This is a genomic window from Cryobacterium sp. PH31-O1 (assembly GCF_030063455.1).
In the GTDB taxonomy this organism is placed as follows: Bacteria; Actinomycetota; Actinomycetes; order Actinomycetales; family Microbacteriaceae; genus Cryobacterium.
The window spans coordinates 234,006-247,878 of the sequence record NZ_JASITB010000006.1; the positions used below are offsets into that span (position 1 = coordinate 234,006).

Below are 13,873 nucleotides of genomic sequence, written 5' to 3' on the forward strand. Positions count from 1 at the left end.
CGCCCGCGGGTGGGCTCGCGCCGCGCCGTGGGTCAGCTGGCCGGGGCGAGCAGCCCCGGCCACCAGGCCAGCGCGAGGGGGTAGCCGACGAACGAGAGAATGTCGAGCAGCCAGTGGGTCACTACGAGCGGCATGGTGCGCCCCCAGCGGTTGTAGCACCATCCGAACACCACGCCCATGGCCACGTTTCCGAAGAACGGGCCGACGCCCTGGTACAGGTGGTAGCTGCCGCGCAGCACGGCCGAGCTCACGATGATGGTCCAGGTCGACCAGCCGAGCTCGCGCAGCCGGGTGAACAGGTAGCCGACCACGATGAGCTCTTCGAGCAGCGCTGCCTTGAGGGCGGCGAAGACGAGAATCGGAATGGTCCACCAGAAGCTATCGAGCGGCGCCGGCACCACGGCCACTGTAAACCCGAACGCCCGCCCGGCGAGGTAGAGCGCGAGTCCCGGGATGCCGATGACGAGGAGAAGCCCGAAGCCGCCGAGCAGATCCTTGCCCGGTCGGGTGAAGTCGAAGCCGAGGCGGGTGAACGGGCTCTGGCCGGGCCGCCACAGCAGAAACAGCACCAGCGCTACCGCGGCGAGCCCGAAGGCGATCCCCAGAAATTGGTAGGTGAAGTCGAGCCACTCTCGTGGCGACTGCGATCCGTTGAGCGTCGCCGACTGGTCGGCCAGCGGCGTCACATCGGTCAGCCGAGCCACGATCGACACGATCGAGTACACGGCCGACGCCCCGAGCGAAAGGGCGAGCACGATGCCAATCTCCCAATACAACGGTGAATTACCGAGCCGGGAACGGTGCGGGGCGGATGCTGGCGGCATGGCCCTATCCTGCCACCCCGGCATCCGCAGACGCTCGCGTCGCGATCGCGGGGGAAGCATCCGTTCGAAACCCGCCTCGCAACATATGTGCAAAATGACAGTGTGTGACGCTCAATAGTTGTCAGATAGATTGCGCGTCTGTAACATTTTTCGCCGTATTGCCCAATCTGGGTAAGTAACAAACTAGGGTCGTAACAACCCCCCAACGTTGAGCCGGGTCTTTTGCGGCCAAAATTGGATTGACTCGACGGGCGTGTGACACGGTCAAGAGCTGTGTCAGGCGCTCTTTTGCGCACTGGAGGAAAATTGAAAATCAGGAGAATGGGCATTGTTGCCATCGCTCTCGCGTCGACCGGAGCCCTCGCGCTTTCGGGCTGCGCTGGCGGTTCGACGACAGGTGATGCCGGCGCAATCATCACCACGAACGGTACCGAGCCGCAGATGTCGTTGATCCCGACCAACACCACCGAGGTGGGCGGCGGAAAGATCATCACGTCGATCTTCGCGGGCCTGGTCTCGTATTCTGCGAGCGGTGAGATCCAGGATGAGGTCGCTAAATCGATCGAGTCCGAGGACGCCACGACCTGGACCGTGACTCTCAACGATGACTGGACCTTCACCAACGACGAGCCAGTGACGGCTTCGTCCTTCGTTGACGCTTGGAACTACGGCGCTCTGTCGACCAACGCACAGGGATCCTCCTACTTTTTCGACAACATCGTCGGCTACTCCGACGTTTCCAACATGGTCGACGACCCTACCGGCGCCACGGATGATACCGGTGCTGTGCTTCAGGTCGCTGCACCGCTCGCCGAGACCATGTCCGGCCTCACGGTTGTGGACGACACAACCTTTACCGTTGAGCTCGCCGGCTCTGAGGCTGACTGGCCGCTGCGCCTCGGCTACTCGGCTTACTCGCCGCTGCCCAAAGTGGCTTTTGAAGACATGGACGCCTTCGGTCAGAACCCGATCGGCAACGGCCCGTACGAGCTGGGCGGCGCCGACGCCTGGCAGCATGACGTACAAATCGATCTCGTGACCAACCCGGACTATGCGGGTGTACGCACCCCGGTCAACGATGGTTTGACCATCATCTTCTATGCCTCCTTTGATGCCGCCTACGCAGCGATGCAGGGTGGCGACCTTGACGTGCTCGATCAGATTCCCGAATCCGAACTCGCGAGCTACGAGTCCGACTTCCCGGACACCTTCGTGAACGAGCCCGCTGCGGTGTTCCAAGCCTTCAACATGCCCTACTACCTCGAGCACTGGTCCGGTGAGGAAGGCAAGCTGCGTCGCGCCGCCATCTCCATGGCCATCGACCGCGCCGAGATCACAGACGTCGTGTTCCAGGGCACTCGAACCCCGGCCACCGACTTCACGTCCCCGGTCATCGACGGTTACTCCGATTCCCTCAAAGGGTCAGAAGTACTCGAGTACAACCCGGAAGAGGCCGTGGCCAAGTGGGCCGAAGCCGACGCCATCTCGCCCTACACCGGCACCTTCGACATCGCCTACAACGCGGACGGACCCCACCAGGTGTGGGTTGACGCCGTCGTAAACAGCGTCAAGAACACGCTCGGGATCGAGGCCGTGGGTAAGCCCTACCCGACCTTCGGTGCAGCCCTGGAAGATCGTGACGCCCAGACATTGACCGGCGCTACCCGCGCCGGCTGGCAAGCCGACTACCCTTCCCTGTACAACTTCCTCTCGCCGTTGTACCAGACCGGTGCCGGCTCAAATTACGAGGGCTACAGCAGCGAAGAGTTCGACACACTCCTCCAGGAAGGCGCCGCGGCGTCCAGTGTTGAAGACGCCACCGCCAAGTACGTCGAGGCTCAGGAGGTTCTGCTGCAAGATCTCCCGACCATCCCACTGTGGTACCAGAACACCTCCGGTGTCTGGTCTGACGGCGTGAGCAACGTCGAGTTCGGCTGGGATTCCGTGCCGCTCTATCACGAGATCACCAAGAACTAACCGTTCGTTCCTAGTACGTCGTTACGAGAGGCCCGGGGGTCAGACCCCGGGCCTCTCGAGTTCCACTTAGTGATTGCGAACTTTCTATGCACCCGACCTCTTCCGTGGGGACCTGATGCTCTGGTACACCGGCAAACGCCTGCTCCAGATGATCCCCGTGTTCTTCGGCGCCACGTTCTTGATTTATTTCATGGTCTTCTCCCTTCCGGGTGACCCCATCGCTGCCCTCTACGGTGAGCGACCGCCGTCACCCGCTGTCATCGCTCAGATTCGTGCCGAGTACAACCTCGACAGGCCGTTCATCGTGCAGTACCTGCTGTACATCGGCAATTTCTTCCAAGGTGACCTCGGTACCACCTACTCCGGTCGCTCCGTTTCCGATGTCATGGCTTCAGCCTTTCCCATCACGGCACGCCTGGCCATGCTCGCCCTCGCCTTTGAGGCGTTGTTCGGAATTCTCGTCGGACTCATCGCTGGTCTGCGCAAAGGCAAGCTGTTCGATGCCAGCGCCCTCGTTGTGAGCCTCCTGCTGATCAGCGTGCCGACCTTCGTCATCGGCTTTGTGCTGCAATTCGTGTTTGGCGTTCAGCTCGATTGGGCGCGCACCACGGTCAGCGGGGCAGCGCCCTGGGACCAACTGATCTTGCCAGCGCTGGTGCTGGCATCCGTTTCATTTGCCTATATCGTGCGGCTCACCCGCGCGAGCGTTTCGGACAATCTCAACGCCGACTTTGTGCGCACCGCCACGGCCAAGGGCCTCTCCCGCCCCCGCGTGGTGACAGTGCACGTGCTGCGCAACTCCCTCGTGCCCGTCATCACCTTTCTCGGTGTCGACATCGGGTCACTCATGGTCGGCGCCATCGTCACCGAAGGAATCTTCAACATCAATGGAGTCGGTGGCACGGTCTTCAAGGCCATCCGCCTCGGCGAAGGACCGACAGTGGTCTCGTTCATCGCGGTCATGGTCGTGATCTTCGTACTCGCCAACCTGCTCGTCGATCTGTTGTACGCAGCTCTGGACCCAAGGATCCGTTATGCCAAGTAAGAATCACGGCGCGCAGCCGCACTTTGTTGCAGCGCTCGACGACACCCCCCTCGTCGCCATCGACCGGCTCGACGAGACCGCGAAAGCGCGGAGTACCTGGGCGGATGCCTGGGACTCGATGCGTCGCCGGCCCACCTTCTGGATGTCCTCCGGACTCATCCTCCTGATCGTTCTGGTAGCACTGTTTCCCACCTGGTTCGCCTCGGTCTCGCCGACGCAGTGCCAGCTGTCGGACAGCAACGGGTCACCGCAGTCCGGACATCCGCTCGGATTCACCTTTCAGGGCTGCGATATTTACTCACGAATCATCTTTGGCACGAGTGCCTCGGTGACCGTGGGAATATTGGCCGCGGCGATCGTGACCCTGTTCGGTCTCATCGTCGGCGCCCTCGCCGGGTACTACGGCGGATTCCTCGACGCGATCGTCTCGCGGATCGGCGACATCTTTTTCGCTGTTCCAACCGTGCTCGGCGCTATCGTGCTGCTCTCGGTTCTGCCCGACCGCACCCCGGTCGTGATCGCCCTGGTTATTTCGATCTTCGCCTGGCCGCAGGTCGCCCGCATAATGCGAGGCGCCGTGCTCACGGCGCGCAGTTCGGACTATGTCGTGGCTTCGGTCGCGCTCGGCGTGTCGAGGTTCAAGATTCTGTTGCGTCACGTGATTCCCAACGCCATCGCGCCCGTGATCGTCATCGCGACGGTCTCGCTCGGAACGTTTATCGTGGCCGAAGCCACCCTCTCGTTCCTGGGCATCGGCCTCGGGCCGGGCACCATGTCGTGGGGGCGCGATATCGGCGAAGCCCAGACGTCCATCCGCACCAGTCCGCAGGTGCTCTTGTACCCCTCTATCGCGCTGTCCCTGACCGTGCTGGCCTTCCTCATGCTCGGCGACGTACTGCGCGACGCCCTTGACCCACAGGCGAGGGCACGCCGATGACCCAGTTAGCGACCGAAACCGTGAACCAGATCCCGTCTTCCGACTCCGCACCGCTCCTTGAGATCCGTGACCTCGAGGTCGGGTTCCGCACTCAACGGGGCATCGTGCCCGCCGTACGCGGCGTCAGCCTGACGCTGTACCCCGGGCAGACCCTCGCGATCGTGGGGGAGTCCGGCTCGGGCAAGACCACCACCGCGCAGGCCATCATCAAGCTGCTCGCCGGTACCGGCCAGGTGACCGCCGGCCAGATTCTGTTCGAAGGCCGCGACCTGACGACCCTGACCGCGGCCGAGATGCAAAACGTGCGCGGCCGCCAGATCGGCTACGTTCCCCAGGACCCGATGAGCAACCTCAACCCGGTGTGGAACATCGGCTTCCAGGTGGCTGAAGCTATTAGGGCCAACAGCGACCTTCGTGGCAAGGCGTTGAAGCAGCGCACCATTGAGGTGCTGCAGGAGGCGGGCCTGTCTGATGCCGCCGACCGGCTCAAGCAGTACCCGCACCAGTTCTCCGGCGGAATGCGTCAGCGAGTGCTCATTGGAATCGGGCTGTCCGCCCGGCCGAAGCTGCTCATCGCCGATGAGCCGACGAGCGCGCTCGATGTCACCGTGCAGCGCCAGATTCTCGACCACCTCGCCACCCTCACCAGGGACTACGGCACGAGCGTTCTGTTCATCACGCACGACCTCGGGCTCGCTGCTGAGCGGGCCGAGCAGCTCGTGGTGATGTACAAGGGCAGGGTCGTCGAGTCGGGGCCGTCCCAGGAGATCCTCTCCAATCCGCAGCACCCATACACCCAACGTCTCGTGGCGGCCGCTCCGAGCCTGGCGTCGCGGCGTATCCAGTCCAAGAAGAACGAGGATGCGCCGGCAACCGAGATTTTCTCGGCCGGCGGAACCGACACTGCGCTGATTCGGCGGGCGACGGAGCGCGAACTGGCGGCGTCGGGCAAGGACCTCATCTCGGTCGAGGGCATCACCAAGATGTACCGCATCCGTAAGTCGGGGCTGCGCTATACCGAACTCCTCGCCGTGAACGACGTGTCGTTCGGGGTGAAGAAGGGCACCACCACTGCGATCGTGGGAGAGTCCGGTTCCGGAAAATCCACGGTGGCCAAGCTCATCCTGCAGTTGGAAAGCACCACGAGCGGGCGGATCGAGTTCGATGGGCAAGACGTCGCCGGTCTCACCGGCCGTGACCTGCTGAAGTTCCGTCGCCGGGTGCAGCCGGTGTTCCAAGACCCGTACGGTTCGCTCGACCCGCAGTACAACGTGGGCAACACCATCGCCGAGCCGCTCCTGGCGCACAAGATCGGTACGAAGAAGGAACGCCAGAAGCGGGTGCTGGAGCTGCTCGATCAGGTCTCGCTGCCGGCGTCTACGCAGTTTCGCTACCCGAGCGAGCTGTCGGGCGGTCAGCGCCAACGCATCGCGATTGCTCGTGCCCTGGCGCTCAAGCCAGACGTGCTCGTGCTCGACGAGGCCGTCTCGGCCCTCGACGTGCTCGTGCAGGGGCAGATTCTGAATCTCCTCACCGAATTGCAGACCGAGCTGGGCCTGACCTACCTGTTCATCACCCACGATCTCGCGGTGGTGCGGCTGGTCGCCGACAACGTCTGTGTCATGCAGAAGGGGCGAATCGTCGAAGCGGCGTCCACCGACGAAGTGTTCGATAACCCGCATGAGGTGTACACGCAGGAGCTGCTGGCGGCGATCCCCGGCGCGAACTTTGAGTTCGGGCGCTAGCCGAACGCCTTCGAAATGCTCTGCGGGCCCGACCGGAAATCATCCCGGTCGGGCCCGCAGCTCTTTAACACGATCGCACCCGACGTGTCGACGCGGCCCGCACCGGAATCTGGTGCCTGGGGTAGCGAAATTCGATCGACACGTCGCCTTTTCGACGGTTAGACGCAAGATTTGTGCATATTGCCCGCCTCCGACGAAAAAGAATGGAGCTATTTCATAACAGTTCGGTTATTTTCTTGGCAGAGCTGTGGATTTCTCTCTATGGTCATAGCTAACCACGCTCGACTCGCGGTCACTCGCCGTGCGCCGACGATTATTTCGCCAGGAGGAATCTTGTCCATCAGAGGAAAACTGTTCAGGAAGAGCCTGTGTGGTGTCGCCGTTCTCGGTGTCGCTGCTCTGACCCTCACCGCATGCACCACATCCGGCAGTACCGGCACCAGCACGGATGCCGCCGCCGGCGGTGGCACGGTGACGGTCGCGGTGGTTAACGACTTCACGTCGTTCAACAATCAGACCCCGCAGTCCAACCTCGACACCAACGGCCAGGTTGGCTATCTCATGGGCAACTACGGCTCGGCCTTCTCGTACATCGACAAAGACTTCAAGATCGTGCACGAAGAGAAATTCGGCACCTTTAAGAAAACCAGTGATGACCCGCAGACGGTCACCTACACGCTGAACCCCGATGACAAGTGGTCTGACGGTGAACCCGTAACGGCGGATGACATGGTGTTGTCCTGGGCTACCCAGTCCGGCTACTACAACAGCTCAACTACCGACGCCGCCAGCGGCGATGTGGTCTCTGGCACCCAATACTTCGAAATTGCCGCCAGTACTGCAGGGCTCGACACCACGGCGTTCCCCACGGTCAGTGACGACAACCTGTCGATGACCCTGGTCTACGGCACCCCATATGTGGACTGGGAATTGGTCAACCCGATCGGCCAGCCCGCCCACATCGTGGCCAAGAAGGCCGGTCTCGGCTCTGCTGCCGATTTGACCGCACTCATGAAGGGGCTCCCCAAGGGCGACACGGCCAACCCTGTCGCAGCAGACCCCACCCTGAAGGCCGCCGCCGACTTCGTTAACACCGGCTACGACGTGACCGCGTTTCCCACCGACCCTGACCTGCTGGTTTCCAGCGGACCCATGGTGCCGACCGGCTGGACCCCCGGACAGTCATTTACGATGGAGCGGAACAAGTACTACGTGGGAGGCATGATCCCCAAGGTCGACAAGATCGTCATGCGTGTCATCCCCGACGCCAACGCCCAGGTTACCGCCCTGCAAAACGGTGAGGTCGACATTATCAACCCGCAGGCATCCGCTGACACGTTAACCGCCCTCGAGAACACCGGTGCTGACGTCCTGACCGGCGATCAGGTCTCTTACGACCACCTCGACCTGCGGTTTGACCAGCCGGTTTTCGCAGATCTCAAAGTGCGCCAGGCCTTTTTGAAGACCATCCCGCGCCAGCAGATTCTTGACTCCATCGTGACGCCGGTCAACCCCGACGCCAAGGTTCTGGACTCGCAGATCTGGGTTCCCGCCAATGATGCCTACGCAGACTCCGTGGCCAACAATGGTTCCGAGGACTACGCCGAGGTGGATATTGATGGGGCCAAGGCGCTGCTGGCTGGCGCGACGCCCTCGATCCGCATCCTGTACAACACCAAAAACCCGAACCGGGTAGATGAGTTTCAGGCCATTCAGGCATCGGCGGCCAAGGCCGGTATCACTGTCGTCGATGCTGGCTCGCCCGACTGGAGCAGCCTGCTCGAGGGCGGCGACTATGACGCTTCCCTGTTTGGCTGGATCAGCCCCGGTGTCGGTTCTGCCGGAATCTCCCAGATCTTCTCCACCGACGGAGGCGGCAACTACAACCAGTACACCGGAACCAATGACGACGCCATTGCGACCCAGACCACCCTGGATCCCGACGAGCTGATCGTCCTTGAAAAGAAAATGGACAAGCAGATGTTCGCAGACGCCTACGGGCTGCCGCTGTTCCAGCTGCCGGGTGTGTTTGGTGTTTCCAAGCGTGTCAGTGGAGTGGAGTACATGGGCAACCAGACTGGTCCGTTCTGGAACTTCTGGCAGTGGTCCGTTAGCAAATAGTTCCGTTAGTGGGCGCTTAGCCCCCTGTGATCGCGTCGTTGGGCTCCCGAATTTCCAGGGGAGCCCAACGTCGTGGGCTGGGCGGCATCCATTTGTGGGATCGCTTGGCGCTCCAGAGCCCGATTCAACTTCTACAGTGAGGTAGCCCCAGCATGGTGAGCTTCATCCTCAGGCGCATTCTCGTTTCTATCCTGATTCTCGTGGCCGCTTCGTTTTTGATGTACGTCATGGTGGGGTATTCGGCGCAGCCCCTGCAAGACCTGCAGGGCAGCAACTCTCCTAACAAGCAAGAGCTGATCAATGCGCGCGTTGCGCGCCTCGACCTTGACGTAGCGCCGCCGCTGCGCTGGGTGCTATGGATTAGCGGCGTCGCAAAATGCGCGATTCCCTTCGCCAACGCCTGCGACCTCGGATCAACGATCTCGAACGCACAGGTCGTCGACATCCTGCCCAACGCTTTGGCGGCGACGGTGCAGTTGGTCACCTTTGCGCTGGTACTGGCCATTCTGCTCGGTGTAACGATCGGCATCATCACCGCGCTCCGCCAGTACAGCGGTCTCGACAACACCATGACCTTCGTCAGTTTTTTCCTGTACTCGCTGCCCGCATTTCTGGTCGCCGTGCTGCTCAAAGAGTTCATCGCCATCGGCTTCAATGACTTTCTGCGCGATCCGGTCATTGGCGGCTTAGCGCTGGTGGTCATCGGGCTCATCGTCGGAGCTATCTGGCAGTCTCTTCTCGGAGGCGACGCCAAACGCCGTCTTGTGGTCTTTCTCGTATCGGGACTGGCAACATCTGGCGTACTGCTCGTGATGAGCGCAACCGGCTGGTTCATGCGCCCGGGGCTCGGAGCAATCCCGATTATTGTCCTGGTTGCGGCTATTGCCCTCGGCAGCGCAACCCTACTTGCGGGCTTGCGCAACCGTCGTGCCTTTATTACGGCGGGAATCAACGCGGTCATCGCTATCGTGGCCTACCTCACACTTCAGCCGCTCTTTGATGTGTCCAGCGCCGGCACCCTGTTCATCCTGGCCGTGGCCACCGCTGCAGTCGGATTGCTCAGCGGATTTCTCGCCGGAGGGTTTGATCGCGGTCAGAACATGCGCGTTGGCCTGGTGACCGCCCTGCTGTCCGGCGCCGTTGTGCTCTTGGATCGCTTCATGCAGTCCTGGGGCGACCTGCTCACCGCCACCAACGGGCGCCCGATCGCCACGGTCGGGTCGAAAACGCCGGGATTGAGCGGCGATGTCTGGCTGGCCGGCCTCGACACCTTCGCTCACCTCACCCTGCCAACCATCGCGCTGCTCTTGATCTCTTTCGCCGGGTACACCCGCTATTCCCGGGCCGGCATGCTGGAGGTGCTCAGCCTTGACTACATTCGCACCGCCCGGGCCAAGGGACTTCCGGAGCGCACCGTGATCGTACGTCATGCTTTTCGCAACATGCTGATTCCGCTGACCACCCTGGTGGCGTTCGACGTCGGTGCGCTTCTCGGTGGTGCCATCATTACCGAAAAGGTCTTTGCTATTCCCGGAATGGGCAGCCTCTTCAATGCGGGGCTGGACCGGGGCGACTTGAACCCGGTTATGGGCTACTTTCTTGTCGTAGCGGCCATGGCGATAACCTTCAATTTTCTGGCCGATATGGCCTATGCCGGGCTCGACCCGAGAGTGAGGATCCGCTAAATGTCCACGCCAACCGGACTCGGCCCTGTACCGCCCGAAATGCCCGCCGACGAGCTAGCCGTGGCAAACTCCGTTCCCGAAAGCCAGGGGCGCCTGATTTGGCGCCGATTCGTCGGTAATAAGGTCGCTGTTGCCTCAGTGATCATCCTGCTGGCTATCATTGTGTTTTCCTTCTCCGCCATCGGTCTCGGTCCGATTCCCGGCTGGTGGAAGTACGGCTACAAGGAGCTAAATCCTCAGGCAAACGGTGGCAACCCGACTTTGTCGGTGCTGCCGCAATTTCTCGGTGGCAACGGGATTTCGCTGGGCGATCATCCGTTCGGCCAGGACCGCATTGGTAAGGATTACTTTGCAATGACCATGCGGGGTATTCAAAACTCTGCGTTGGTCATGGTGGTTCTCGGCCTTATTGCGACCGTACTTGGCGTGGTCGTCGGTGCTATCGCTGGCTACTACCGCGGCATCGTCGATGCCATTCTCATGCGCGTCACCGATATTTTCATCGTTATTCCCGCCCTGGTTATCGGTAGCGTCGTCGGCAACTGGTTCGGCAGCCTGGGAGCCCCGGTGCTGGCGATCATGCTTGGCTTCTTCTCCTGGATGGGCATCGCTCGGCTGGTGCGCGGCGAATTTTTGTCGCTTCGGGAACGAGAATTCGTCGAGGCAGCCAGGGTCGCTGGGGCATCGGACATGCGCATTATCTTCAAACACATTTTGCCCAACGCCGCGGGCGTGGTGATTGTGTCGGCGACCCTCATTATGGCCTCGGCCATTTTGCTGGAAACCGCGCTGAGCTACCTCGGCTACGGCATCCGCTCTCCCGATGTCTCGCTCGGCCTGCTGATCAGTTCCAACCAGTCCGCATTCCAGACTCGGCCATGGTTGTTTTGGTGGCCCGGGCTGTTCATCGTGTCGCTGGCGTTGCTGGTGAACTTCATCGGCGACGGTTTGCGTGACGCCTTCGACCCGCGCCACCGCCGATTTAAGCTCAGCAAAATGCGTGAAACCCGGCCCGAACCGGAGCTGGAGACGGCACCGTGATGCTGCGTCACGCGCTAAGAAATCAGAATGGCGACAGCGGATGCCGCGGCAAAAACTACGAAAATTGCCACGCGCTCCCAAGCCCACACCACCAAAACGGGCGTCTGGGCTGCCAGACCACCGTCAACCCGGCCACTCTGCTGCAGCAGGTTCCACCGAGCACGCACCAGGTGCGCCGCCTCGCCCGACTCACTCCCCGGCAGATCACCGGGCCGCGGTTGACCGCTCACGTAGGGCACAGGGTCGGTGGTCCTGCGCTGACCAGAGCGGGTGACGCTTCGGCCCGGTGCCGGAGCGCAGTACACCGCAAACTTGTGGCCCGGCGTATAGAGGGTCAGCGCGAACTTGGTGTCAATGTGAACGAGCGCCGCCCACGGCACGACAATAGTGCGGAAGGGGTTGCGAATGGTCACGGCGTCATCGCTAACCCTCAGGTCGGGTCGCCACAGTACTTCCCAGACAAACAGCACGACGAACAGCGCCGGAATGACCAGCCACCGATTCGATGCTGTTGGCAGCAAGAACAGACTCAGGGCGCTGAGCGCGGCTACCGCGGCGAAAACGGCGGCAATGATGCGGTTAAACCTCGAGTAGAAAATATTCGGGTCGGCAGCGACGGGCATGCAGCCATGCTGCCAGATATTGGCCCAGGCTCCGCACGCCGGAAGCCAGAAACTCGAAGCACCTTCGACGAAAGTGAGACGTTATGACCGACCAGGCGACCCCCGCATTCTCGGGCCCGGTTTTGCAAGTCACCGACCTCACCGTGCACTTCGGTGTGGATAACGTCTGGGTGCCGGCCGCGCTTAACCTCAACTACTCGATCGAGCGTGGCAAGGTGCTTGCCATCGTCGGTGAATCGGGTTCGGGAAAGAGCGCCAGCTCGATGGCGATCCTCGATTTGCTTCCCGAAAACAGTCGGGTCTCCGGCAGCGTCAAACTCAGTGGCCGGGAGCTTATGGGGCTGAAGCCGGCGCAGATGCACAAGGTTCGCGGCGGCCAGATCGCGATGATTTTTCAAGAGCCGATGACGGCATTGAATCCGGTCTACACGATTGGGTTTCAAATTATAGAAACCCTGCGGGCGCACTTCGGAATGTCGCCCTCGGAGGCGAAGACCCGGGCTCTGGAGCTTCTCGATATGGTTGAGCTTCCCGACCCGCTGAAGGCGTTCAACTCCTACCCGCACCAGCTCTCGGGTGGGCAGCGGCAACGTGCAATGATCGCCCAGTCCATCTCCTGCGACCCGCAACTCCTCATCGCCGATGAACCAACGACCGCCCTCGACGTCACGGTGCAGGCAGAAATCCTCGACCTGCTGCGCAGCTTGCGCGACCGACTCGACAGCGCCATCCTCTTAATCACCCACGACATGGGCGTGGTTGCTGACCTGGCCGACGACATTGCCGTTATGCGGCGCGGGGTCATCGTGGAACGCGGGACCGTCGACCAAATCTTCAACGAACCCACCCACCCCTATACGATCGCCCTTCTGCAGGCCGTGCCACACCTCGGCCAGCGTGGTGACGAAGCGATCGATATGACGGCTGCTCTCGCCATCGGCACCGACATCGTGGTGGATGCCGGGCTCGCCGCGCGCATTGAGGTGAATGAGAGGCTGGCGAAGGCTGCAGCGTCCCAGGCCCGCAATGACACCCGCGAAGTGGTAATCAAATTCGACGACGTCGTAATTGAATACCCTAAACACGGTCGGGTGGCGGCGTTCCGCGCTGCGGATAAGGTCAACCTGTTCGTGCGCCAGGGCGAGGTGCTCGGGTTAGTGGGGGAGTCGGGTTCGGGCAAAACCACCCTTGGTCGGGCGGCCATTGCCCTTCTTCCCATCACGGAGGGTTCCCTGCACGTCGCGGGTCAGGATATTTCGAAAGCCAGTCGAGAGGAGATTCACCGGCTGCACAAGAGCGTCGGCATCGTCTTTCAAGACCCGTCGTCGTCGCTCAACCCACGGATGCCCATCGGCGACAGCATTGGGGAACCGCTCAAACTCGCTAAGGGGCTCAAGGGTGCCGGACTCAGCGCCGAGGTCGAGCGGCTGCTCGACAGCGTGGAACTACCTCGGGCGTATCGCAGCCGTTTTCCCCACGAACTTTCCGGTGGGCAGAAACAACGCGTTGGTATTGCACGCGCGCTCTCCCTTGAACCGAAGGTTCTCATTGCCGATGAGCCGACGAGTGCTCTGGATGTATCCGTTCAGGCCAGGGTTTTGCAACTCATTCAATCGCTGCAGAAACAGATGAATTTCGCGTGCCTGTTTATCACCCACGATCTCGCCGTCATCGACGTGCTGGCCGATCGCATTGCGGTTATGCACCACGGCCGCATCGTTGAAACCGGTACACGCGACGAAATTCTTCGTTACCCGAAAGACCCCTATACGCAGCGACTCCTGGCGGCCGTACCGATTCCCGACCCCACCGAACAGCGCGCGCGCCGTGAGTTGCGCCGCGATCTCCTCGCGTCCGGGCAATAGCTGTCCGCAG

At 61.6% G+C, this 13,873-nt stretch carries 10 protein-coding genes; 8 read left to right on the forward strand and 2 right to left on the reverse strand.

Annotated elements, in window-relative coordinates:
- Nucleotides 1–32: 32 nt before the first annotated feature.
- On the reverse strand, nt 33–824 hold the full coding sequence (locus QMK31_RS13745) for a CPBP family intramembrane glutamic endopeptidase (protein WP_283501507.1): 792 nt from the start codon (nt 822–824) through the stop codon (nt 33–35).
- Nucleotides 825–1,145: 321 nt separating this feature from the next.
- Here QMK31_RS13745 and QMK31_RS13750 point away from each other — a divergent pair, with 321 nt between their 5' ends.
- From QMK31_RS13750 to QMK31_RS13780, 7 genes are all read left to right on the forward strand, one after another.
- Nucleotides 1,146–2,801: a peptide ABC transporter substrate-binding protein gene (locus QMK31_RS13750; protein WP_283501508.1), complete on the forward strand. Its 1,656-nt coding sequence runs from the start codon at nt 1,146–1,148 to the stop codon at nt 2,799–2,801.
- Nucleotides 2,802–2,916: 115 nt separating this feature from the next.
- Nucleotides 2,917–3,846, forward strand: a complete 930-nt coding sequence (locus QMK31_RS13755) for an ABC transporter permease (RefSeq protein WP_283501561.1) — start codon at nt 2,917–2,919, stop codon at nt 3,844–3,846.
- Nucleotides 3,836–4,783, forward strand: coding sequence for an ABC transporter permease (locus tag QMK31_RS13760; protein WP_283501509.1), 948 nt, complete (start codon nt 3,836–3,838; stop codon nt 4,781–4,783). Before QMK31_RS13755 ends, QMK31_RS13760 begins: the two co-directional genes overlap by 11 nt.
- Nucleotides 4,780–6,528 carry an ABC transporter ATP-binding protein gene (locus QMK31_RS13765; RefSeq protein ID WP_283501510.1) on the forward strand — a complete coding sequence of 583 codons (1,749 nt, stop codon included), beginning with the start codon at nt 4,780–4,782 and terminating at the stop codon, nt 6,526–6,528. The genes QMK31_RS13760 and QMK31_RS13765 overlap by 4 nt, the downstream gene beginning before the upstream one ends.
- 333 nt (nt 6,529–6,861) lie before the next feature.
- Nucleotides 6,862–8,649 (forward strand): ABC transporter family substrate-binding protein, encoded by a 1,788-nt coding sequence (locus tag QMK31_RS13770; RefSeq protein WP_283501511.1) that lies wholly within the window; start codon nt 6,862–6,864, stop codon nt 8,647–8,649.
- Nucleotides 8,650–8,801: 152 nt separating this feature from the next.
- Nucleotides 8,802–10,334 carry an ABC transporter permease gene (locus QMK31_RS13775; RefSeq protein ID WP_283501512.1) on the forward strand — a complete coding sequence of 511 codons (1,533 nt, stop codon included), beginning with the start codon at nt 8,802–8,804 and terminating at the stop codon, nt 10,332–10,334.
- A gap of 39 nt (nt 10,335–10,373) precedes the next feature.
- Entirely contained in the window at nt 10,374–11,375 is a 1,002-nt protein-coding gene (locus QMK31_RS13780) for an ABC transporter permease (RefSeq protein WP_283501562.1), read from the forward strand.
- Between the two features lie 14 nt (nt 11,376–11,389).
- Here the strand turns inward: QMK31_RS13780 and QMK31_RS13785 are convergent, their stop codons facing one another.
- Nucleotides 11,390–11,998, reverse strand: coding sequence for a PH domain-containing protein (locus QMK31_RS13785; protein WP_283501513.1), 609 nt, complete (start codon nt 11,996–11,998; stop codon nt 11,390–11,392).
- A gap of 83 nt (nt 11,999–12,081) precedes the next feature.
- Between QMK31_RS13785 and QMK31_RS13790 the strand changes: the two genes are divergently transcribed.
- The gene (locus tag QMK31_RS13790) at nt 12,082–13,863 is read left to right on the forward strand and encodes a dipeptide ABC transporter ATP-binding protein (RefSeq protein WP_283501514.1); all 1,782 of its coding nucleotides are present in this window, start codon (nt 12,082–12,084) and stop codon (nt 13,861–13,863) included.
- Nucleotides 13,864–13,873 lie beyond the last annotated feature (10 nt).